Source organism: Ferrovibrio terrae (assembly GCF_943371255.1).
Classification (GTDB): domain Bacteria; phylum Pseudomonadota; class Alphaproteobacteria; order Ferrovibrionales; family Ferrovibrionaceae; genus Ferrovibrio; species Ferrovibrio terrae_B.
Window position 1 is genome coordinate 1 of the sequence record NZ_CALRUC010000056.1, and the last position, 21459, is coordinate 21459.

The 21459-nt window shown below is 62.9% G+C and carries 21 protein-coding genes; 3 read left to right on the forward strand and 18 right to left on the reverse strand.

Annotated elements, in window-relative coordinates; genetic code table 11:
• The coding region (locus AAG799_RS12955) for an amidase family protein (protein ID WP_341896510.1) at nucleotides 1-783 on the forward strand (783 nt) is incomplete at its 5' end.
• Here the strand turns inward: AAG799_RS12955 and AAG799_RS12960 are convergent.
• From AAG799_RS12960 to AAG799_RS12980, 5 genes are read right to left on the reverse strand one after another with little or no spacing between them, the layout of a single operon-like run.
• Nucleotides 780-1997 carry an NAD(P)/FAD-dependent oxidoreductase gene (locus AAG799_RS12960; RefSeq protein ID WP_341896513.1) on the reverse strand — a complete coding sequence of 406 codons (1218 nt, stop codon included), beginning with the start codon at nucleotides 1995-1997 and terminating at the stop codon, nucleotides 780-782. The two genes, AAG799_RS12955 and AAG799_RS12960, sit on opposite strands and share 4 nt — an antisense overlap.
• A gap of 20 nt (nucleotides 1998-2017) precedes the next feature.
• Entirely contained in the window at nucleotides 2018-2776 is a 759-nt protein-coding gene (locus AAG799_RS12965; RefSeq protein ID WP_341896515.1) for an ABC transporter permease, read from the reverse strand.
• Nucleotides 2773-3633 carry an ABC transporter ATP-binding protein gene (locus tag AAG799_RS12970; RefSeq protein WP_341896517.1) on the reverse strand — a complete coding sequence of 287 codons (861 nt, stop codon included), beginning with the start codon at nucleotides 3631-3633 and terminating at the stop codon, nucleotides 2773-2775. Before AAG799_RS12970 ends, AAG799_RS12965 begins: the two co-directional genes overlap by 4 nt.
• Nucleotides 3633-4643 (reverse strand): ABC transporter substrate-binding protein, encoded by a 1011-nt coding sequence (locus tag AAG799_RS12975; protein WP_341896519.1) that lies wholly within the window; start codon nucleotides 4641-4643, stop codon nucleotides 3633-3635. Before AAG799_RS12975 ends, AAG799_RS12970 begins: the two co-directional genes overlap by 1 nt.
• A 16-nt stretch (nucleotides 4644-4659) precedes the next feature.
• Nucleotides 4660-5151: a VOC family protein gene (locus AAG799_RS12980; protein WP_341896521.1), complete on the reverse strand. Its 492-nt coding sequence runs from the start codon at nucleotides 5149-5151 to the stop codon at nucleotides 4660-4662.
• 244 nt (nucleotides 5152-5395) lie between these two features.
• Between AAG799_RS12980 and AAG799_RS12985 the strand changes: the two genes are divergently transcribed.
• Complete coding sequence (locus tag AAG799_RS12985; RefSeq protein WP_341896523.1) at nucleotides 5396-6496, forward strand: ring-opening amidohydrolase; 1101 nt, start codon at nucleotides 5396-5398, stop codon at nucleotides 6494-6496.
• Nucleotides 6497-6500: 4 nt separating this feature from the next.
• Here the strand turns inward: AAG799_RS12985 and AAG799_RS12990 are convergent, their stop codons facing one another.
• Together AAG799_RS12990 and AAG799_RS12995 are read right to left on the reverse strand one after the other, a co-directional pair.
• Entirely contained in the window at nucleotides 6501-7706 is a 1206-nt protein-coding gene (locus tag AAG799_RS12990; RefSeq protein ID WP_341896525.1) for an acyl-CoA dehydrogenase family protein, read from the reverse strand.
• Nucleotides 7707-7806: 100 nt separating this feature from the next.
• Complete coding sequence (locus AAG799_RS12995; RefSeq protein WP_341896527.1) at nucleotides 7807-8709, reverse strand: helix-turn-helix domain-containing protein; 903 nt, start codon at nucleotides 8707-8709, stop codon at nucleotides 7807-7809.
• Nucleotides 8710-8883: 174 nt separating this feature from the next.
• Between AAG799_RS12995 and pobA the strand changes: the two genes are divergently transcribed.
• Nucleotides 8884-10065, forward strand: a complete 1182-nt coding sequence (gene pobA / locus AAG799_RS13000) for a 4-hydroxybenzoate 3-monooxygenase (RefSeq protein WP_341896529.1) — start codon at nucleotides 8884-8886, stop codon at nucleotides 10063-10065.
• Nucleotides 10066-10068: 3 nt separating this feature from the next.
• Here pobA and AAG799_RS13005 read toward each other — a convergent pair whose 3' ends face one another.
• The 11 genes from AAG799_RS13005 to AAG799_RS13055 all read right to left on the reverse strand — a co-directional run bounded on the left by AAG799_RS13005 (nucleotide 10069) and on the right by AAG799_RS13055 (nucleotide 21435).
• Nucleotides 10069-11052: an ABC transporter ATP-binding protein gene (locus tag AAG799_RS13005; RefSeq protein ID WP_341896532.1), complete on the reverse strand. Its 984-nt coding sequence runs from the start codon at nucleotides 11050-11052 to the stop codon at nucleotides 10069-10071.
• Complete coding sequence (locus AAG799_RS13010) at nucleotides 11049-12104, reverse strand: ABC transporter ATP-binding protein (RefSeq protein WP_341896534.1); 1056 nt, start codon at nucleotides 12102-12104, stop codon at nucleotides 11049-11051. The genes AAG799_RS13005 and AAG799_RS13010 overlap by 4 nt, the downstream gene beginning before the upstream one ends.
• Nucleotides 12101-12991, reverse strand: coding sequence for an ABC transporter permease (locus AAG799_RS13015; RefSeq protein WP_341896536.1), 891 nt, complete (start codon nucleotides 12989-12991; stop codon nucleotides 12101-12103). Before AAG799_RS13015 ends, AAG799_RS13010 begins: the two co-directional genes overlap by 4 nt.
• Nucleotides 12992-12994: 3 nt before the next feature.
• Nucleotides 12995-13948 (reverse strand): ABC transporter permease, encoded by a 954-nt coding sequence (locus tag AAG799_RS13020; RefSeq protein ID WP_341896537.1) that lies wholly within the window; start codon nucleotides 13946-13948, stop codon nucleotides 12995-12997.
• Between the two features lie 71 nt (nucleotides 13949-14019).
• The gene (locus AAG799_RS13025; protein ID WP_341896540.1) at nucleotides 14020-15636 is read right to left on the reverse strand and encodes an ABC transporter substrate-binding protein; all 1617 of its coding nucleotides are present in this window, start codon (nucleotides 15634-15636) and stop codon (nucleotides 14020-14022) included.
• Nucleotides 15637-15786: 150 nt separating this feature from the next.
• Nucleotides 15787-17235, reverse strand: coding sequence for an amidase (locus AAG799_RS13030; RefSeq protein WP_341896541.1), 1449 nt, complete (start codon nucleotides 17233-17235; stop codon nucleotides 15787-15789).
• Nucleotides 17235-17495, reverse strand: coding sequence for a hypothetical protein (locus AAG799_RS13035; RefSeq protein ID WP_341896544.1), 261 nt, complete (start codon nucleotides 17493-17495; stop codon nucleotides 17235-17237). Before AAG799_RS13035 ends, AAG799_RS13030 begins: the two co-directional genes overlap by 1 nt.
• Nucleotides 17492-18418 carry an N-carbamoyl-D-amino-acid hydrolase gene (locus AAG799_RS13040; RefSeq protein WP_341896546.1) on the reverse strand — a complete coding sequence of 309 codons (927 nt, stop codon included), beginning with the start codon at nucleotides 18416-18418 and terminating at the stop codon, nucleotides 17492-17494. Before AAG799_RS13040 ends, AAG799_RS13035 begins: the two co-directional genes overlap by 4 nt.
• 1 nt (nucleotide 18419) lies before the next feature.
• Nucleotides 18420-19625 carry a diaminopropionate ammonia-lyase gene (locus AAG799_RS13045; protein WP_341896548.1) on the reverse strand — a complete coding sequence of 402 codons (1206 nt, stop codon included), beginning with the start codon at nucleotides 19623-19625 and terminating at the stop codon, nucleotides 18420-18422.
• A gap of 74 nt (nucleotides 19626-19699) precedes the next feature.
• The gene (locus AAG799_RS13050) at nucleotides 19700-20728 is read right to left on the reverse strand and encodes a histone deacetylase family protein (RefSeq protein ID WP_341896550.1); all 1029 of its coding nucleotides are present in this window, start codon (nucleotides 20726-20728) and stop codon (nucleotides 19700-19702) included.
• A complete protein-coding gene (locus AAG799_RS13055; protein ID WP_341896552.1) occupies nucleotides 20725-21435 on the reverse strand; it encodes a GntR family transcriptional regulator in 711 nt (236 codons plus the stop codon). The genes AAG799_RS13050 and AAG799_RS13055 overlap by 4 nt, the downstream gene beginning before the upstream one ends.
• Nucleotides 21436-21459 lie beyond the last annotated feature (24 nt).

Genomic DNA, 21459 nt, shown 5'->3' on the forward strand with positions numbered 1-21459 from the left:
GATCTGGAAGTGATCGGCCTGTTCGGCCGCAGCCTGGATGATGTCGCTGCCACGCTCTGCGCGCTGTCGGCACCCGATCCGCGCGACCGGCATTCGCTGGCCTTCCCTGCGGCCGTGACGATGGCGGAAACCCATGCCAGCCCGGCCCGGCCGCGCATCCTTTATCTGCCGCGCTTCGGCGCCAATCCGGTTGAGCCGGAGATCGTTGCCGCCGTGGATGCCGCCGTGGATGTACTGCGTCGCGCCGGCTGCAATGTGGAGACCGGCGACCTGCCCTTCGATATCGAGGCCGCGACCGCGGCGCTCGCCGCGCTGATGCCGACAGGCCTGGCCATGATTGTCGACCGTCTGGGCGGGCCCGCACGCATCACCCCTGCCCTGCAGCAGATGTATGAAACCGGCAAGGCGGTGCGCGCCACCGACTATCTCGCCGCACTCAATCATGCGGTCGACCTGCGCCGCCAGATGGCAGTCTTCTTCGCGCAATGGGATGCGATCCTGACGCCGAGCGCCGCCGCGCAGCCCTGGGCCAAGGACAGGGTGTTCCCCGAGATCATTGCCGGCGAAACTGCGGGGCCGCGCGGCCATGCCGTCTATACCGGCTGGGTCAATCTGGCTGGCCTGCCCGGCCTCGGGCTGCCGGCAGCGCCCGATAGCAATAGTATGCCGATCGGCTTCCAGCTGATCGGCGGCTATGGACAGGATGCGATGCTGCTGGCCCTGGGCCGTCGCTATGAAACGCTTGCCCCCTGGGCCGAGCGCTGGCCGACGCAGTTCTCTTAAGCCGCCGGCACGTCGCGATAGAGCTTGACCAGCCGGGCGAGGAAATCCGGCTGCGTCTTGGCCAGGCTGCCGCTGACCGGGTCAGCGCCTGCCAGCATCGTATCCGTGGCATCGCGCGAGAAATCGACCACGAATTCGACGCGGGCGCGGCGGCGCTGCTCGATCTTTTCCAAAGCCGCGGTGATATTGCCGTCCACGCCATCGGCAAAGGCCGCGCGCAATTCGGCCGCGGCGATGCAGGCGTCTTCAATCGCCTGTGTCGCCCCCTGCCCCAGGGTCGGCACCATCGGATGCGCGGCATCACCCAGCAGCAGGATGCGGCGATTGGAATCGCAGAACTCGGCCGGCGCTTCCTGCAGTCGCGCCCAGTGAATCTCGCTCACGCGGTTGCAGATCGCATCGATCATGAAGGCGCATTGCGCACTCGGCGCGCCATCGGCCGGCGTATAAAGCGCGCGCAGCACATCAGGCCGCTTGGCTTCGGCCGGTACGTCTTCATCGGGCAGGATCGGGAAGGAACCGGCGATATAGGTGGCATTGCCGGGAATGCGGAAGGCCAGCAGGCGATTGGGCCCGTTGAACCACTGCTCGTAATCATCGACCAGATCGGGCCGCGCGGTCTCGATCAGCAGGCGGAAAATGCAGACGCCGAGGAATTGCGGCTGCGGCCGGCCGAGGAAGGTTTCGCGCACACGGGAATACCGGCCATCGCCAGCCACCAGCAGGTCGACGCCGTCGATCACGGTGCGGCCGGTGCGCCGATCGATGGTTTCCACCACGATCGGGCCAGCTTCGCCGGCACGCGCATAGCGCATAGCGGTGACTTCGGTGCCGAAACGCACATGTTGCTGCACCGGCCGGCGCAGCAGGGCATAGAGCTGCGACCAGCGAATGCGGATGCCGGGATTGTCTGCCACCTTCGACAGCGGCAGGTTCATCAGCTCGCGGCCGTTGGTGAGCGAGATGCGCCAGGTCAGCCAGGGCAGGCTTTCGGCTTCCAGCAGGGCCGCCAGTTCAGGCTGGAACAGGCGCAGCGCCTTGATCGCATTGGGACCGACATTGAGGCCGGTGCCGGCTTCGGCATGATCTTCCGCCGTGGCACGCTCCAGGCAGATCACCTCGACATTGCCAAGCTCGCGCAGGCCATAGGCCAGGATGCTGCCGGCAACACCGGAGCCGACAATGACAATGCGTTTGCGGCCGCTGGCGTCCATGGATTACGTCCCGCCCTCCATTACTTTCCGCCCCAATGCACAAAGGTTTTCTCGATGGTGAGAAAAATCCAGTTCATGCCGTAGCCCAGCGCGCCAGCGGCAAAGATCGCGGCATACATGGTCGGCATCTCGAACAGCATCTGCGCCTCGATCAGGCGATAGCCGATCCCGTCAGATGAGCCGATGAACATCTCGGCCACCACGATGATGACCAGCGCTAGTGAAATGCCATTGCGCATGCCGATGAAGGTCTGCGGCAGGGATTCCCAGAAATAGACGTCCTTCAGCACCTGAAACCGGTTGGCGCCCATCACCTTGGCGGCCAGCACACGGGTCTTGCGGGCATTCATCACGCCGTAAGCCACGTTGAACAGGATCACCAGAACCGAGCCGAAGGCCGCCACCGCGATCTTGGTCTTGTCGCCGACACCGAACAGCACCAGGAACAGCGGAAACACCGCCGAAGCCGGGGTTGAGCGGAAGAAGTCGATGACGAATTCGACCGAGCGGTAGACCTTGTCGGCGGCACCAAGCATGACACCAAGCGGAATGGCGATGGCCGAGGCGATCAGGAAGGCCAGCACCGTGCGATAGATGGTCTGGGCGAAATCATGCAGCAGCGGGCCGCTGACCAGGCCATCGACAAGGGCCTTGAAGGCCTTTTGCGGCGGCGGCAGCAGCACCGGATCGGCGATCTGCAGCAGGGTGGCAATCCACCAGACCAGAACCAGCAGGATGACGCCGATGACGGGATTGAGCCGGGCGAGAAGCTTGTTCATGACAGCTTTGCCTCGCGGCGAAAGATTTCCAGGCAGCGGCTTTTGATCTCGACGAATTTGGGATCGGACAGGGTATCGGCCGACCGCGGGCGCGGCAGCGGCACCTCGATGAAATCGGCGATCTTGGTCGGCCGGCGCGTCAGCAGCAGCACATGGTCGGCCAGATAGACCGCCTCTTCCAGGTCGTGGCTGACGATCACCATCGTGGTGTTCGTTTCCATGAATACCTTCTGCATCTGGTCGCGCATGAACAATGTCATCTCGTAATCCAGCGCCGAGAAGGGCTCGTCGAGGAACAGAACCTCGGGCTCCATGACCAGCGATCGCATGATCGACACGGTCTGCTGCTGGCCGCCGGAAAGCTCGTAGGGGTAGCGGTTGAAATCGATCTTGACCTGGAAGCGGCCGAGCAGCTTTTCCACCCGCTCGTTGCGCTCTTTGCGGCTCAGGCCCATCAGTTTGAGCGGGTAATGGATGTTGTCGATGGCGCGCAACCAGGGAAACAGTGCTTCGCGGTAATTCTGGAACACATAGCCGATGCGGGTCTCGTCGATGGTCTTGCCATCGAACAGCACCTCGCCCTTGTCCATCGGCAGCAGGCCGGCGATCATGTTGATGATCGTGCTCTTGCCGCAGCCGTTGGGCCCGAAAACCGACACCACCTTGCCGCGCGGCAGATCGAGATCGAAATCTTCATACAGCACGCTGCCCTGGAACTGCTTGGACAGGCCGCGCACGGTGATATGCGTGCCGGGCGGGAACCAGCGATAAGACTTATCGGCTGGCTGGACGGACGGGGCAGCCTCGACTGTCCCGCCCTTCACCAGCCGCATCGCCGCCCGCGTGCGAGACAGCATCAGCTGGAGGCTTTCTTGTCGAGCACCACCAGATACTTCGCAGTTTCAACCGGATCCTTGATAACGCCGCTCTGGATGGTGAAGTCGATCACCTTCTGGAAGTCCTTCTTGTCCTGCACCGAAAGCTGGTCGATCATCAGCATGCGCGGCAGCGGAATGGTCATCGCCAGTTCCGGCGGCGTGAAGGTGTTGCCCTTCAGCAATTCGCGAGTGGTCGGATCCTGTTCGATATCCTTCAGCGCCTTGCGCCAGGCGACCGAGAAGCGCTTGGCCACCTCCGGCCGCTCCTTCATGAACTTGCCGGTGATGGCGCCGCCCGCCATATAGGCATAAGCCTCTTCGCGGCCGATGATGTATTTCGACACCACGCCGGCTTCCACCGTCTTCGCCGCACCCATGCTGTTCATCACGGTGGCATTCGGTTCCAGCGTGTAGCCGAAATCGAAGGTGCCGGCCTTCATGGCATCCGCATGCAGGTTCATCGCCAGTTCGGTCAGCGTGTAATCCGCACCTTCCTTCATGCCGACCGCACCCAGAACGGCGCGCGCCATCGCCATGTTGCCGGCACCCGGCGCGGACATGATCTTCTTCGGTGCGGCACTGGCGGCCTTGATGTCCTTCACCGACGCAGCCTGCATGCCGGTCTTGACAACAAACTGCTCCATCTTGGCGAACTTGTTCTGACCATAGAGGGACATGTAGTAGACCAGCCCCTCCTTCTTGGTATTGGCATTCATGCCATCGACGGTGACCAGATTGGCGCCGGCATCCAGATCACCGGTCAGCATGCCCTGCACGATCGGCGGGGCGCCCATCAGCTTGACCATTTCAGCGTCGATGCCCTGTTCCTTGAAGTAGCCGCGCTCGACGGCGACGAAATACGGCAGAGCCGAGGACACCGGGAAGACGCCGACCTTGACCTTGTCGGCAGCGAGAGCGCCCTGGCCGGCAGCAAGGGCGAGCAAGGCAGCACCGGCCAGCATGGCGGTGCGAATCAGACGGACAGTCATCGATATCTCCTTTGGATCAGGCGAATTCATATTGCGAGGGGACAAAAAAGTTGCTGCCGGCGACATATCTGCGGCCGGGCGACATGTCGGGCGGCGCCCCCTGTTCGGCGCGGCCATCGAAGGTGAGTTCGAGCTGCACGCCGCTGGGGTCGTAGACAAAGAGCTGCCAGTAGGTCGTGTTCGGCACCAGGAATTCGCGCCAGTCGATACCCTGCTGGCGGAAGCGGGCGATGAAGTCGTGATAACCGAGCGCGGTCAGCGAAATATGGTCGATGGCGCCGGTGCCGCTTGGCGCCTTGCCTTCAGGCCCCAGCGCCGGCCCGCCGGCATAGATATGGATGATCGCCTCGCCGACCGGCGTGGGCACCGCAATCCAGGCACCGGGATAGCCGAAATCCGGCCGCGCCACTTCGGCCAGCCCGAGAAGGTCGCAGTAGAACCAGCGGGTCTTGGCCAGATCCGCGGTTTTGATAGCGACATGAAACAGTCCGGTGATAATACCCGCCATGTCTATTGCTGTGCATACAATGTGCCAGCCGGCTGACCCGGTCACAGGCCAAGAAAACTGAGTGGACTCGCGGCTGCTACAGCTTTGCCGTGAAAGTGGTTGAGGTATCGGTTGCAGGCCGCCCAAGGCTGCGGCAGTGCCGCCCAATATCTGGGCACAGACAGATCGACCAAGCGTAGAATGACAGCCTTGCAGGGGCGGAATGCATCTTGCTTCGCAAACCGTATTGTTTTCCGGAGTATTCATGCAGGCATCCGTCCATCGACTGTCCATGCGCCATCCTGGCGACCTTTCGGCCCTTGCAGAGGCGTTCGACAACGGCGCACTGGCGCCCGCCGATGTGGTCGCCGTGATCGGCAAGACCGAAGGCAATGGCGGCGTGAATGATTTCACCCGTGGCTACTTCACGCTGGCCTTCTCCACCCTGCTGGCAGAGCGCACCGGAAAATCGCGCGAGGAGATCGTCAAGGCGATCCCCTGCATCCTGTCAGGCGGCACCGAGGGCGTGTTGTCGCCGCATTATCTGGTCTTCTCGCGCAGCGCCGCCTCTGCTGCGCCAACCGGTGAAAAGCACCTCGCCATCGGGGTTGCCTTCAGCAAGCCGATGGCGCCGGAGCATGTCGGACGCCGCAGCCATATCGAAATGGTGGCGGATACCGTGCAGGCCGCGATTGCCGATGCCGGCATCACCGATATGGCGGATGTGCATTTCGTGCAGGTGAAGGCGCCCTGCGTGACAGCCGCACGCGCACAGGAGGCGGCTGCACGCGGCGCCGCCGTGCTGACAGCGGATTCCAACCGCTCGATGGCCTATGCCCGGGTTGCCGGTGCCTTTGGCGTGGCGCTCGCGCTCGGTGATACCCGCCCGACGCGGATCACCGAAACCGCCATGTTCGCCGATTACGGCATCGCCTCCGACCGCGCCAGCATCTCATCCGGCGTCGAGGTCGATTGCAACGAGGTGATTGTGCTGGGCAACGCGGCAAGCTGGAGCGGCGATCTGGCGATCGCACACCGGCCGATGCGCGATGCGCTGGATATCAAGGCCGTGGTTGGCGCACTGGATGATCTGAATATCGTCGCTGATCCGCAGGTTTCAGAGAATGATGCCCTGCGCATCCGTGGCGTGCTGGTGAAATGCGAGCCCGACCGTCGCGGCATTGTCCGCGGCAACCGTCACACCATGCTGGATGACACCGATATCAATGCTCAGCGCCATATCCGTGGCGCCGTCGGCGGCATGGTGGCCGGCGTGATCGGCGATGGCCGGATTTTCGTTTCCGGCGGTGCCGAACATCAGGGCCCCGATGGCGGCGGGCTGATTGCCGTTATCGCCAGGGTTTGACGGATTACAAACCGAGAATCAGTTTCGACATGATATTGCGCTGGATTTCGTTTGATCCGGCGTAGATTGTCACCTTGCGCATGTTCAGATAACGCGCAGCGACGCCATCGGCATAATCCGGACCAATGCCGGGTTCGTTGGAACCCTCGACCAGCGCCGTATAGGGCGCGGCGTAATAGCCGACGGCCTCGGCCGACAATTCGCTGACCAGCTGCTGCAGCTCGGTGCCGCGCGTCTTCAGCATGGAGGATGCTGCGCCGAGGTTCTGGCCGCTCTTGGTGCCGCCCAGCACGCGCAGTTCCAGCATCTCCATCGCCATGATGTTCATTTCGGCATCGGCCAGCTTGGCGGCGAAATCCGGATCGGCAGCCAGCGGCTGGCCGCCCTTCTGCTCGGCCTTGGCCACTTTGCGCAGATGCGCCAGATGGCGCTTGAGATGGCCGGAATAGGCGTTGCCGCGTTCGAATTCGAGCAGGTATTTGGCGCAGGTCCAGCCCTGGTTCAGTTCGCCGACCAGATTCTCCTTCGGCACTTTCACATCGTCGAAGAAGACCTGGTTGACCTCCTGCATGCCGGGCGTGGATTCATCAATGGTGACAATCGGCGTAACGGTGACGCCCGGCGACTTCATGTCGATCAGCAGGAAGGAAATACCTTCCTGCGGCTTCTTGGTCTGCGCCGTGCGCACCAGGCAGAAGATCATGTCGGCATGCTGGGCTTCGGAGGTCCAGATCTTGCTGCCGTTGCACAGGAAGTGATCGCCCTTGTCCTCGGCCTTCATCTGCAGGCTGGCAAGATCGGAACCCGCGCCCGGCTCGGAATAGCCCTGGCACCACCAGACATTGCTGGCGAGGATATCGGGCAGGTATTTCTTCTTCTGTGCCTCGGTGCCGAACTTCATGATCACCGGCGCCAGCATGCGCGGGCCGAAGGGCACCGTGATCGGCGCACCGGCCGAGCTCATTTCCTGTTCGTAGATATAGCGCTGGGTCGGTGTCCAGCCCGGGCCGCCGTATTCCACCGGCCAGTTCGGCGCCAGCCAGCCGCGCTCGTTCAGCGCCTTCTGCCAGCGGATATGCAGATGCTTGGCGATATAGCCGGTGCGAGTACGCGCCATGGCCGCACGCATCTCGGCATCGAATTTCTCGGCGATGAAGGCGCGCACATCGTCGCGGAACTTCAGTTCGTCAGTGGTGAAATTCAGATCCATGGTTTCGCTCCCGGCTTTTATTTCCGCCAGAGTATAACAGGTCCGGCGCCGCGCAAGACTGCCGGCACGGCATGACGCAGCGTCAAGTCAAGATCGGGCATCAAGTGCCATTGTTTTGAACGGCTTCGTGACCGGCGGCGGCCTTGAACTGTCTCGGCGCCATCCCGGCGCCGCGGGTAAAGAATCGAGTGAAATAGGCCGGATCGCGGAAGCCCAGCGCATAGCCGGCCTCGGCGATTGTCATCGAGGTGTAGAGCAGGTTGCGCTTGGCCTCGATCAGCAGCCGGGCATGGATCACGTCCAGGGGTGCCTTCTCGGCAACCCGGCGGCAGGCCGCGGTCAGCCGCTTTTCCGTCACGGCCAGATCCTGGGCATAGGCGCTGACCGGGCGATGATCGCGGTAATGGGTTTCGACCAGGCCGCGGAACCGGGCAAACAAAACCGCATCGGCATCCCGCGCCAGGGCGGCCTGACGATCCGCCTGCCGCAACCGCGCCTGGGCCACAAAGATCAGGCGGGTATGTGCGGCAATCGCGGCCAGGCTGCCGAGCCCAGGGTTGCGGAATTCCTCGGCAATAGCGGCAAACTGCCTGTGCAGGCCGGCGGCCATGGCCTCGTTGCCATCCAGTGGCAGCAGCATTGCCTCGGCCATCGCCGGCCCGATCTCGGCATCGCGGGGCCCGAGAATTTCACCGGCGAAGCTGTCAGACAGAGTCACCACCCAGCCTTCAGTGCCGGGCCGGAAGCGATAGCCATGCACCACGCCGGGCGGCACGGTCACCAATGCAGGCGCGCGAAAATCCTGCGCCAGGCTATCAGCCCGCAATTCGCCGCCACCACCGACAGCCAGCAGCAGCTGGAACAGGTTGGAATGTCGATGCGGCGCTATGTACCAATCGTGCAAGATACTGCGAGCAGGGATGGTTTCGACATGCAGGAAATGCAGTCCCGCGTCCTTGTCGGCCTCACCATATAAGAAGAATTTTGGAATATTATCAGTCATTTAATAGATTTCACCGGCGCCACATTCGCCGCCTTGGCAATATCGCCTCGCCACGGCTCTTAGGCCTAAAAGTACAAGACAAAGGCCGCTGCGTCCATTTCCCTGATCGCCGCTTCGCGCCATCTTCGCTTCGGGCCACGGAATGCCGGCCCTCAGTCTGGGAGAGGAAAAATCATGCGTACCCAAGTCGGTATCATCGGCGCCGGCCCGGCCGGGCTGCTGCTGTCGCATCTGCTGCATCTCGTCGGCATCGAGTCCGTGATCCTGGAAGCGCGCGACCGCCCCTATGTCGAGGGCCGCATCCGCGCTGGCGTGCTGGAACAAGGCACCGTCGATGTCCTGAACGACACCGGCCTTGGCGCCCGCATGAACACGGAGGGCCTGCTGCATCACGGCACCACGCTGCGCTTCCGTGGCCGCAATCACCATATCGATTTCGTCGACCTCACCGGCAAGGCCGTGATGGTCTATGGCCAGCATGAAGTGGTGAAAGACATCATCGCCCAGCGCCTGGCCGATGGCGGCAAGATCGTGTTCGAGGCCGCCGATGTGGCCGCGCACGGCATCGAGAGCGACGCGCCTTCGATCACCTGGCGCGACAAAGATGGCAAGGACTATACGCTCGACTGCGATTTCATCGCCGGTTGCGACGGTTTCCACGGCATCTGCCGGCCGGCCATTCCGGCCGCGCTGCAGCAGAATTACGAGCGCGTCTATCCCTTCGGCTGGCTTGGCATCCTGGCGCGGTCCAAGCCGGTGCAGGAAGAGCTGATCTACAACCTGCATGACCGAGGTTTCGCGCTGTTCAGCATGCGCACGCCGGAGATCACCCGCCTCTATCTGCAATGCCAGCCCGATGAAGACATCGCCAACTGGTCCGATGACCGCATCTGGGCAGAGTTGCATCACCGCCTGGAGGGTGAGGACCGGCTGAAACTGGCGGAAGGCCCGATCTTGCAGAAGAGCGTGACACCAATGCGCAGTTTCGTCAGCACGCCGATGCGGCATGGCCGGTTGTTCCTGGCCGGCGACTCCGCCCATATCGTGCCGCCGACCGGCGCCAAGGGCATGAATCTGGCAGTGGCCGATGTGCGCTATCTGTCCCGCGCACTGGACGCCTATTACAAGAAGAACAGCAGCGATCTGCTGGGCAGCTATTCGGATCTCTGCCTGCGCCGGATTTGGAAGGCGCAGCGGTTCTCTTGGTGGATGACCTCTCTGTTGCACAAGTTCGACGAGCGCAACGCCTTCGAGAACGAAGTTCAGCTGTCAGAATTGGACTACGTGGTCAGCTCACGCGCCGCAAAGACATCACTGGCCGAGAATTATGTCGGCTTGCCGTTTGAGGATCAGTAAGTCCTAGGCGGCAACCGCCTCGCTCAGCCGCACGCAGCGGGCTGCATGGCCCGGTCCGATCTCCACCACTTCGGGCGGCGCCACCATGCAGGCGGCGGCGGCATGCTTGCAGCGTGGCGCGAAGGAGCAGCCCGGCGGCAAGGCAGCCAGATCCGGCGGCGCCCCCGGAATGGCATCCAGTCGCGCGCCTGACATGGCGTCATGCGCGCGTGAAGCCAGAAGGCCTTGGGTATAAGGATGACGCGGATTGCGGATGATGTCTCGCACGCTGCCGGTCTCGACGATGCGACCGGCATACATCACCGCCACACGGTCGGCGACCTCGACAGCAACACCGATGTCATGCGTCACCAGAATCACCGAAAGGCCGAGTTCGCGCTGCAATTCGCGCAACAGCAGCAAAATCTGAATCTGGACCGTGGCATCCAGTGCCGTGGTCGGTTCGTCGGCCAGCAGGATCTGCGGGTTGCAGGCGAGCGCCAGGGCGATCATGGCGCGCTGGCGCATGCCACCCGACATTTCATGCGGAAACGCCTGCAGGCGACGTTCGGGCGATGGAATCTTCACCTTCTGCAGCAGGGCCAGTGCGCGGGCATGGGCCTCGGCATTGGACACCGGCTCATGGCGGCGAATGGCCTCCGTGATCTGGGCACCGACAGTATAGACCGGGTCGAGGGCCAGCAGCGGCTCCTGGAAAATCATCGAAGCCACCTTGCCACGATAATCGGCCAGCGCACGCCCGGACAGTTTGAGGATATCCTGCCCTGCGGCCACCACACTGCCACTCATCCTGGTACGCTTCCTGGGGTGCATGTTGAGCAGAGAGCGCAGTGTCACGCTCTTCCCGGAGCCGGACTCGCCCAGCAAAGCCACCACTTCACCGCGCTGAACCGATAGCGTCACGCCATTCACGGCATGCACGGGTTTGCGACCACCGGTGAAGGTCACATTCAGGTCGCGGATATCGATCATCGGCATATCGGTCATTCCGCCGCCTCCGCTGTGGGTGCAGATGCATGACCCGAGCCGGGCTGGCGCATCAGGCAGGAAACACGCTGACCACTGGCCACTTCGGCCAGTTCCGGCGCCACCTTGCTGCAGATATCACTGACAAAGCTGCAGCGCGTGTGAAACCGGCAGCCCGGCGGCGGGTTGATCGGGTTGGGCGGATCGCCATAAAGCGGCGCTTCCAGTGTGCGGTCGTCGGGGTCCATTGCCGGCATCGAAGCCAGCAAGGCCGCGCTGTAGGGATGCGCCGGACGCTCGAAAATCGCATCGGCAGCGCCGATCTCGGCCACCTTGCCGAGATACATCACCATGACGCGGTCGGCCATGAACCGGACCACGTTGAGGTCATGCGAGATGAAGATATAGGTAAGCCCGAATTCTTCCTTCAGATCGAGCAGCAGATTGAGCACCTGCGCCTCGACCGATTTATCCAGTGCCGATACGGCCTCGTCGAGGATCACCAGGCGCGGCTCCAATGCAAGAGCGCGGGCGATGTTGATGCGCTGGCGCTGACCGCCGGAGAGTTCATGCGGATACCGGCCGGCAAAACGGTGCGGCTCCAGGCCTACCCGGGCCAGCAGATCATGCGCGCGGGCGAGCGCCTCGCGGCGTGGCACACCATGCACCCGTGGCGCGAAGGCAATCGAATCCTCGATGGTGAGGCGCGGATTCAAGGATGCATAGCTGTCCTGGAACACCATCTGCACCTGGCGACGGTATTCCGACAGCGAAACATCATGCCCGACGCTTTCGCCATCGAAGACGATCTGGCCCTGATCAGGCTGGATCAGATGCATCAGCAGGCGGGCAGTAGTGGATTTGCCGCAGCCGGATTCGCCGACGATACCCAGCGTCTCGCCCTTCAGCAGCTCGAAATCCACGCCATCCACGGCGCGCACCACGGTGTTGCTGCGCCCGAGCAGGCCCTTGCCGACCGGGAAATGCTTGATCAGGCCCTGGACAGTCAACAGCGGCTGGCGCGGGCCGCCGCGATCCCGGGCATCCGCCGTGGTATCAGTCATCGCGCTCATTGCCGCACATCCATGGCCGTACGCAGGCCATCGGAGAACAGGTTGAAGGAGATCGAGGTGATAAAGATCATCACGCCCGGCAACGCAGCCACCAGCGGATTGACGTAGATCGCCGTGCGCAGGGTGTTCAGCATCAGGCCCCATTCCGGTTCCGGCGGACGCACGCCAAGGCCGAGGAAACTGAGACCCGAGGCCAGGATCATCGACACCGAGATCAGGCTGGTGGCATAGACAAAGATCGGGCTCAGCACATTGCCTAGCACATGCACCCGCACGATGGTGAAACCACCGGCGCCACTGGCGCGCGCTGCCTCGACATAGTCGCGGTTACGTACCTGGGTGGTCACGCTTTCGGCGACACGGGTGATCGGGGGAATGAACACGATGGTCAGCGACACCAGCGCATTGGTCAGGCCAGCTCCCAGTGCCCCCGACAAAGCAACGGCCAGCAGCACAGAAGGAAAGGCATAGAAAATGTCGATCGTACGCATGATCACGGTATTCAGCTTGCCGCCGATATAGCCCGCGCAAATGCCCAGGCCGGACCCGATCACGAAAGCGGCCAGAACTGGCGTGACGCCCATGAACAGCGACAGTCGCGCGCCGAAGATCAGTCGCGAGAGCATATCGCGGCCCAATTCATCGGCGCCGAGCGGATAACCAGGTGTACCGACCGGGCGCAGGCGGCGCAGCATGGAGCCGCGCACCGGATCGGCCGGTGCCAGATAGGGTGCGAAGATCGCCATCAGCACCAGCGCCACAATGATCACCAGAGCGATCATGGCAACCGGATCGCGACTGATCCGGCGCACCACGCCGCGCCAGTAGCCCTCGGAAACCTGGATCGGGGCGATCGTGACCTTGCCGTCCAAAGCGCCAATAGCCATCGCTCAAGCCCTTTGGATGCGCGGATCAAGTGCCGTTTGCAGCACATCGACCAGCAGGTTGAGCAAAACGAAAAACATCGCCAGCACCAGAATGGTACCCTGCAGCAGCGGCAGATCGCGCTGGAAGATGGCGGCATTCAGCAGGAAGCCGGTGCCGGGCCAGGAGAACACCGTCTCGATCAGGATCGAACCGCCAAGCAGATAGCCCAACTGGAGCCCCATCACGGCAAGCGCCGTCGGCGCGGTGTTCTTCACCACATGGCGGAAGATGCCACGATCCATCAGGCCCTTGGCGCCCAGCGCCTGGACGAATTCCTGCGACAGAATTTCGGCCACCAGGGCGCGGATGGTGCGGGCGATCACGCCCATCGGGATCACCGACATGGTGATGGCCGGCAGGATAAGGTGGCGGATATGTTCCCAGTTCCAGGCCCAGTCGGCCGAGCCGCCGGGGCCGGCCCCGGTGGCCGGCAGCCAGTTGAGCTGCACCGAAAAGATGATGACCAGCACCATGCCGAGCCAGTAATGCGGCACGCTGACGCCGAGCACCGAGAGTGCCGAGGCGATGCGATCCACGGCCGAACCGCGATAATAGCCAGCAACAAAACCGAACAGGCAGCCAAAGAAGAAGCCGATAGCCGTGGCCACAGCGGAAAGGATCAGGGTGTTGCTGACGGCTCGGGAAACCTCGGTCAGCACGGCGCGACCGCTGGCAATCGAGGTGCCGAGATCGCCGATCATGACCTTGCCAAGCCAGATCACGTATTGCACCGGCAGCGGCTTGTCGAAGCCATAGGCTGCGCGCATGGCGGCCTGCTGTTCGGCACTGGCATCGATCGGCATCACAGCGGTGAGCGGATCGCCGGGTGTGATATGCACCAGCAGGAAGCAGACGACGCTGACGCCGAAGGCAACCGGCAGCACATACAGCAGCCGCTTGAGGGTATAAATCAGCATGGGCGGTCCGTCATGGGGCTACGGAAAAAATTGCAACAGCCGGCCCCGCTGAACGGGGCCGGCTGCCGCGATCACTTCGCCATCGTGATCGGCGAGAAGTCCTGGAACCAGTTCTGCGCCTGCACGAAGCCTTTCACCTTGGTGCTCATCGCACGGGCGTTGACGTCGTGGGTCACCATCAGGAACAGCGCTTCATTGACATACTTCTCATGCACCTTCTGCAGAACCTTGTCCTGCTCCTTGGCATCGAAGGTGTTGCGAACGTCGTTGAACAGCTTGTCCATCTCCGGGTCGCAGTAATGGCCCCAGTTGGTGCCGTTCGGCGCCACCAGGTTGCACTGCAGATGGCGGATGAAGCCGGTGAACGGATCCTGGATGAAGTAGGTGAAGTTGATCGAAGTGCCGCCGCGTGCGCTTTCGCTTTTCGCGCCAGCACGCCAGATGTTGATCAGCTGGTTCCACTCCACCACTTCAAAGTCGATCTGGATGCCGATCTCGGCCAGGCTCTGCTGGACGAATTCGTTCATCGGCAGCGGCAGCATCTGACCCGAGCCCGAGGGCGAGATCAGCGCCTTGGTCTTGAGCGGCTTGCCGGGGCCATAACCGGCTTCCTGCATCAGCTTCTTGGCTTCGGCCAGATCGTACTTCACCTTGAAGGTCGGATTGCCGAACCACTGATTGCCCGGCGGCACGAAGCCTTCGGCCGGGATCATCAGGCCGCCCAGCAGTTCCTTCAGGGCCATGCGGTCGATTGCCAGATTGGCGGCCTTGCGCACGCGGATATCGTTCCAGGGCGAACCTTCGGCACGCGAGAGATGCCAGGTCCAGTTATGCGGATAGGCATTGGTGACAATGGTCAAACCGGCCTGCTTCAGCGAGGCCACCGCATCGGGCGCCGGCGCTTCGATCCAGTCGACCTGACCGGACCGCAGGGCGGCCACACGGGCATTCGGCTCGGGCAGCGGCAGCAGCACGATCTTGTCGAGCTTCGGCACCCGCGCCTTGTCCCAGTAGGCGGCATTGGGCGACAGCTCGGCGCGCTCGCGCGGTACGAAGGCGGTCAGCTTCCAGGGGCCGGTGCCCGACGGCGTCTTGGCAAATTCATCCCAGCTCTTGCCGAGCTTCTCCCATTGCGCCGGCGACGACATCATCACCCAGGCAATCTGGTAGGGCAGCGTCGCATCCGGAGTCTTGGTAACAATCTCGACCGAATACTTGCCGGTCACCTTGTAGCTGGCGACGGCGGGAATGCGCGACAGACCCTGGGCCGACTGGCGCGGATCGAATTGCGGCACATCCTTCTTCAGCAGCTTGTCGAGGTTCCAGACCACGGCATCCGCGGTGAATTCACTGCCATCATGGAATTTCACGCCTTCGCGCAGGGTGAAGGTCCACTTGGTCTTGTCCGTGGCGTCGACGCCCCAGCTGGTCGCCAGACCAGGCGTCAACACTGATGGCTTGTCGAATTTGCTCATGTCCCAGTTGATCAGGCCGTCATAGACCGTATAGCCCATGAAGCGCATGCCCTCGCCGCCCTGGTCGGTCTGACCGGTGGTGAGCGGAATGTCGGAGGCTGTCATACCGATGCGCAGTACGCCCTGCGCCTGCGCCGACACAGCCGTCAGCCCAGTAAGGGCCGCAGCAGCCAGCAACGACAGCAGAAACGGAGAAGTCTTTTTGTGAGCCATGTGTTCACCCCGGGTTGGTATTGGGGATGAAGACGCAAGGTCCGTGCCACAGGGCAAACAGCTGATTCGACGCACACAAATGAAAGCGCCTGCGTGTCCTGCCCAACCCGAGGCCAGTGTTGCCTCAGAATTGGGCAGGACGGGGGAAACTCAGACCGGCACCTGCTGATGGCAGGGCTGCTTCGCTTCATAAGCACCGGCGATACGATAGAGCATCGCCTCATCGAAGGGTTTACCGATCAACTGGAAGCCTATCGGCAGGCCGCCACGCACGAAGCCGGCCGGTACCGTCATGGCCGGCAGGCCAAGATAATTGATCGGCCGAGTCAGTCGGGTCAGCGCGGCAATCGTCTTGGCGGCTTCCGGTTTGCCGGCCACATCGGTTTCTTCGATGGTCGGCGCCGGACGATCGGCCACCGGTGCGAAAACCGCATCGGCCCCGTTCATGGCCTTGAGAAAAGCGGCTGTCGCCTCGCTGCGCCAGCGCTGCGAGTCGATGTAATCCGCCGCACTGACCGCCAGGCCGTTTTCCAGCCTTCCGCGCACCTGGTCGCTGTAGAGATTGGGCCGGGTCCGCAGCCAGGAGGCATGCAAAGCCGCGGCCTCGGCCGAGATCATCACAAAGGAGGCCGCCGTCACCATCTCCATGTCCGGCGGCGTCATCTCCACAATCTTGACCCCCAGCTTGGACAGGAGTTTCAGAGCCGCTTCCAGACACTCGGCACTGGGCTTGTTCAGCTTGTCCCAGAAATAGCGACGCGGGACGGCCAGCTTCAGCCCGCGCACGGCACCGGACTTCGCCGCTGCGACATAGGCGCCCACCGCCTGCATGCTGGCAGTGGGATCGCGTGGATCGGCACCGGCGAGAATTTCCATCAGCAGGGCGCTGTCTTCGACGCGCCGCGTCAGCGGCCCGACCGTATCGAGCGAAAAACTGAGCGGCATGGCAGCCGCACGGCTGACACGTCCCCAGGTCGGCTTCATGCCAACCAGGCCGCAGTAATGCGCCGGTTGACGGATCGAACCGCCGGTATCGGAGCCCAGAGCACCAAACACCATACGCGCAGCCACGGCCGCTGCAGAACCACTGGAGGAACCACCGGTGATGCGGTCGGTGTTCCACGGGTTATGGGCATGGCCGTAGTGATAATTGTGGCCCGTGGGGCCAAAGGCGAATTCGGCCATGTTGAGCCGGCCGAGATCGAGCGCGCCTTCGGCATCCAGACGCTGCAGGGCCGTCGCCGTTTCGGTCGCTTTCCAGTGCCGGCGGATTGCCGAGCCGCAGGAGGTTTCCTTGCCAGCGCGATAATACATGTCCTTGTGTGCCAGTGGCACACCGGCAAGCCGGCCGAGCTTGGCACCGCGCTTGCGCGCACGATCAACCGCCTTGGCCGCCTTCAGGGCTGCATCGGCCTCCAGCTTGAGAAAGGCATTCACCCGGGGTTGCCAGTCGGTGATGCGGGCCAGGCAGGCCTCGGTCAGTGCCTGCGCGGTCACCTTGCCCTGTGCCACCGCGCGGGCAGCATCGGCCAGGCCCATCAGGGCCAGATCGGGTTTCGGCATAGCTTTCTGCACGGCTTTCTTCACGGTCTTTTTCATCACCGCTTCCCCTTCTTCATCTCGACCGGCGCCGCCGGAAACAGGCCCGGTTCGCGCTCGAAGGCCAGCTTCTGTGCCTGAGTCCGGAATTTCGCCGTGGCGACACCCAGCGTGCCGGCAATGATATCGGCGCGACCCGGACGCAGCAGTATGCCAGCCTCGGCAAACATGCCGGCGATCAGGGGCGGCTGCAGGGCGGCGGCGGCCTTGGCCGGCGGGGTCAGTGGTGTGATATTGGCTTTCTTCTTCGCGGATTTCATGGCGGTGGCTCGGCTCCCTTGCGCGCGGTGATCAGGCCATAATGCTGCGGCATGCGATGAACCGCAAAGTTGAATGTAGTATTTTTATAGCTGGCGCAGGCATCGAGGTCGCAGCAGGCCACCGCTAGCTCGTCCCCATCGGTGCGCGTGGCCGCCACCGTGACGCCAGACGGCGCGATGATCTGGCTGCCGCCGATCATCGGCACCCCCTCCTCATTGCCGGCCTTGGCCACGCCGACCACCCAGCTGCCATTCTGGTAGGCGCCGGCCTGCATCGACAGCTGATTGTGGAACAGCGAGAGATCGTCATGCTCGGGCGCCGGCGCATTATGCACCGGCGTATTGTAGCCGAGCAGGATCATCTCGGCCCCCTGCAGACCCATCACGCGATAGGTTTCCGGCCAGCGCCGGTCGTTGCAGATCGCCATGCCGAGAATGCCGCCGAAGCCGCGCCAGACCTTGAAGCCGGTATCGCTGATATCGAAGTAGCGTTTTTCCAGGTGCTGGAAGCGGCGCCAGGGTTCGTGCTCGGCATGGCCCGGCAGATGCACCTTGCGGTATTTGCCAATGATCGCGCCATCCTTGCCAACCAGGATCGCCGTATTGAAATGTTTGCCTTCCGGTGTCAGCTCGGCATAGCCGAGATAGAAACCGAGGCCGAGGCGCTTTGCTTCATCGAACAGCGGCTGGGTTTGCGGCCCGGGCATATCCCGTTCAAAGAAGCTGTCAATTTCGGCCTGGTCGGTCATGAACCAGCGCGGAAAGAAGGTGGTCAGTGCCAGTTCTGGAAACACCACAAGATCGCAACCCATGCGCCGGGCCTCGCGCAGATGCGCGATCAGGCGTTCGGTCACCATGCTGCGCGTATCCTTGCGCGCGATAGGGCCGAGCTGGGCCGCCCCGATCGTGACCAGACGTGCCATGTCAGCCCTGTCCTTTCAGGATGTCTTGCGGCTTCAATCCAACAATCTGCTCATAGACCGCTGGATCGGTGGCCCCCTCGCTGCCGAACACCAGAATGCGCGAAGCTGCATCGAGCTTCAGGGCCGCCGCCATATCGGGCTGCTGTCGCGCCGCAAGTGCACCAGCCAGCCCAGCCACCGCGGATTCACCCGCCACGACTGCCGTATCCGGCCGTGCCAAACGGCGCATCAGATCGGCCGCAGCCGCATCCGATACCGTCATGAAAACATCGGCGCCGGCCGAAAGGATATCCCAGGCAATCAGCGAAACCTCGCCGCAGGCAAGCCCGGCCATGATCGTATCCAGCGCGCCTTCCACCACAACCGGCTGCCCGGCGCGGGCACTGCGATAGAGGCAATCGGCCTTGTCGGGCTCGACAACGATGAAGCGCGGGCGCGCCGGTCCCAGTGTTTCCCACAGATAGGCCAGCATGGCCGCCGCCAGTCCGCCGACACCGCCCTGCACGAAAACATGGGTGGGAAGCTGTGGTGCCTGCGCCAAGGCCTCGGCGGCCATCACCGAATAACCCTGCATCACATCGCGCGGAATATCGCGATAACCCGGATAGGACGTATCGGAAATCACGATCCAGCCCTGCGCAGCGGCATCCTGCTGTGCCTGCCGCACGCTGTCATCATAGTTACCCGCCGTGCGCACCATTCGGGCACCATAGGCCGCAATCGCCGCTTCGCGACCGGCACTGACCAGAGCATGGATGTAGATGACGCAGGCACAGCCGAACAATGAAGCACCCCAGGCAACCGAACGACCGTGATTGCCATCGGTGGCGCAGGTGACGGTCACTGTCGCGACGATATCGCGGTAGCGGCCGGCCAGCAGGTCGGCCGGCGCAATATCCTGCACAGATTTGCCAAGCGCGTCGGCCACGGCATGCTGCAGCTGCCGCATGACCGCATAGGCGCCACCCAGAGCCTTGAAGCTGCCCAAACCGAAGCGTCCGCCCTCGTCCTTGTACCAGATCGCGCCCAGGCCGTTTTCCGCCGCCAGCGCTTTCAGATCGCGCAGCGGCGTTGGCGCAAAGCCCGGCCAGGCCGAGATTTCGGCCTTTGCCGTGGCATGGGCCGCAATCGACTGAATCGCCATCAGCGACTGCGGATACGGCGCGGCAGGATCATTCGTCGGGTTCAGGAAAAATTCAGCCGGCATGGCAGAGACAGACCAATTGTTTCGACCTGCCTAGCAAGGAACCTGCCAAGTCGGTTTGAGGCGGCGCAGCCGCGCTATCGGCTGGCCTCATAGCCAGCCAGTACCGCCGCGAGATTGACACCCAGAATATCGGAGAGATAGCCGCCTTCCTGCACCAGCGTGGTGGGCAGGCCGATGCGGGCGATGGCGCCGCCGATCTGGCGGAAACCGTCCGTGGTGATTTTCAGGCCCTGCAACGGATCGGCTTCCGAGGCATCCAGCCCCAGCGCCACCACCAGCGCGCCCGGTGCGAAAGCCTTGATGGTTTTTACGGCACGATCCAGGGCCTTCATATAATCGGCATCGCCGGTGCCAAGCGGCAACGGGATGTTCAGATTGGCGCCCTGCCCCGCGCCGGCGCCGGTTTCATGGGCATAGCCGACGAAGAAGGGATAATAGCTGCCCGGATGGGCATGGATCGACACGGTCAGCACATCGGCGCGATCATAGAAAATGCCCTGGGTGCCATTGCCGTGATGTACGTCGACATCGAGAATGGCAACGCGTTCGTGTTTCTGGCGCAGATGTGCCGCGGCAATCGCGCTGTTGTTGAGGTAGCAGAAGCCGCCCGCCATATCGCGATAGGCATGATGCCCCGGCGGGCGGCAGAGCGCATAGATCGTGTCCTCGCCATCCAGCACCATCTGTGCCGCCGTGGTGGCCACATCGGCCGCCGCACAGGCCGCGGCAAAGGTGCCGGCGCCGATCGGGCAGGCGGTATCCGCAGTATGCCAGCCCAGCTTGCCGACAATACCGGTGGGGTAGCTGGCGGCCTCGCCGCGCTGGGCATGGATGTTGGGGATCATTTCGCTGTTGGAATCGCCCAGCGCGCGCCATTCCTCGAAGCCGGTTTCTAGGAAGGCCAGATAATCCGGGCTGTGGATCCGCGCCCGCGGGCCCGCACCGAAGCTCTGCGCCGGCACAATGGTGTGCTTACCGCTGTTCAGACCATTCAAAAGACGCGCGGCACGCTCAGGCTGCTCGGTGGTCTTGCGCACCACGCCGCGCACCAGGAAGAATTGCGGGTCGTGGCTCTGGTGAGCATCGCTGTAGACGGCTTTCACGAAACTTTCTCCGTTGTCTGGTTGGACGGCAGATTGCGCACCAGCTGCGCGACACCACGCCAGGCATCGCCAAGATGGTATTCGACGCCACCCTGGATCTGCGCGGCATCGCCGGTTTCGATGGCCGCCAGCAAGGGTTCATGGGTCTGCGCAATGCGCTGGGGATCATCGTAGAGGCGACCGATCAGGCCGATCACGATGCGCAATTCCGATGCAAGATCGTCGAACAGCTTGAGAAGCCGCCGGTTACCGGAGATTTCGCAGATCAGCCGGTGAAACCGGTAATCCTCCTCCACCTGACGCGCCGGATCGTTGATTGCCGCCGTTTCGTGCAGGACATCGAGCTGACGCCTAAGCGCCAGACGGTTTTCCGGCGTCATCCGCTGCGCCGCCAGCACGGCGGCATGCTTTTCGATGCAGATGCGCAGATCATAGAGATCGTCGATTTCGTCGGGCGCATGGGTGCGCACGGAAAAACCGCGGCCCGGAATGCTGACCAGCAATCCCTGACTTTCCAGCAATCGTCCGGCCTCGCGCACCGGCGCCCGGCTGACTCCCAGTTCACGCGCGACGGCGGCCTCGGCCACCTTGGCGCCGGGAGGAATCTGACCGGAAATAATGGCATCGGTGAGCGCGCGGGCAATCTGCGTGACCAGATCCTGGCTCACGATGGCGGGCAGACCAACCGGCTTGGAAGCGAGTCGCATTGCGCTATGTCCTTGATCTGTTTC

Coding starts and splice junctions, on each gene's coding strand:
- AAG799_RS12970 (WP_341896517.1), bottom strand. CDS start 3,633: ATGCTGTCTCGCACGCGGGCGGCGATGCGGCTGGTGAAGGGCGGGACA.
- AAG799_RS12985 (WP_341896523.1), top strand. CDS start 5,396: ATGCAGGCATCCGTCCATCGACTGTCCATGCGCCATCCTGGCGACCTT.
- AAG799_RS12960 (WP_341896513.1), bottom strand. CDS start 1,997: ATGGACGCCAGCGGCCGCAAACGCATTGTCATTGTCGGCTCCGGTGTT.
- AAG799_RS12975 (WP_341896519.1), bottom strand. CDS start 4,643: ATGACTGTCCGTCTGATTCGCACCGCCATGCTGGCCGGTGCTGCCTTG.
- AAG799_RS12990 (WP_341896525.1), bottom strand. CDS start 7,706: ATGGATCTGAATTTCACCACTGACGAACTGAAGTTCCGCGACGATGTG.
- AAG799_RS13045 (WP_341896548.1), bottom strand. CDS start 19,625: ATGCCGGCTGAATTTTTCCTGAACCCGACGAATGATCCTGCCGCGCCG.
- AAG799_RS12965 (WP_341896515.1), bottom strand. CDS start 2,776: ATGAACAAGCTTCTCGCCCGGCTCAATCCCGTCATCGGCGTCATCCTG.
- AAG799_RS13005 (WP_341896532.1), bottom strand. CDS start 11,052: ATGACCGATATGCCGATGATCGATATCCGCGACCTGAATGTGACCTTC.
- AAG799_RS13030 (WP_341896541.1), bottom strand. CDS start 17,235: ATGAAAAAGACCGTGAAGAAAGCCGTGCAGAAAGCTATGCCGAAACCC.
- AAG799_RS12995 (WP_341896527.1), bottom strand. CDS start 8,709: ATGACTGATAATATTCCAAAATTCTTCTTATATGGTGAGGCCGACAAG.
- AAG799_RS13055 (WP_341896552.1), bottom strand. CDS start 21,435: ATGCGACTCGCTTCCAAGCCGGTTGGTCTGCCCGCCATCGTGAGCCAG.
- pobA (WP_341896529.1), top strand. CDS start 8,884: ATGCGTACCCAAGTCGGTATCATCGGCGCCGGCCCGGCCGGGCTGCTG.
- AAG799_RS13035 (WP_341896544.1), bottom strand. CDS start 17,495: ATGAAATCCGCGAAGAAGAAAGCCAATATCACACCACTGACCCCGCCG.
- AAG799_RS13015 (WP_341896536.1), bottom strand. CDS start 12,991: ATGGCTATTGGCGCTTTGGACGGCAAGGTCACGATCGCCCCGATCCAG.
- AAG799_RS13025 (WP_341896540.1), bottom strand. CDS start 15,636: ATGGCTCACAAAAAGACTTCTCCGTTTCTGCTGTCGTTGCTGGCTGCT.
- AAG799_RS13010 (WP_341896534.1), bottom strand. CDS start 12,104: ATGAGCGCGATGACTGATACCACGGCGGATGCCCGGGATCGCGGCGGC.
- AAG799_RS13040 (WP_341896546.1), bottom strand. CDS start 18,418: ATGGCACGTCTGGTCACGATCGGGGCGGCCCAGCTCGGCCCTATCGCG.
- AAG799_RS13020 (WP_341896537.1), bottom strand. CDS start 13,948: ATGCTGATTTATACCCTCAAGCGGCTGCTGTATGTGCTGCCGGTTGCC.
- AAG799_RS12980 (WP_341896521.1), bottom strand. CDS start 5,151: ATGGCGGGTATTATCACCGGACTGTTTCATGTCGCTATCAAAACCGCG.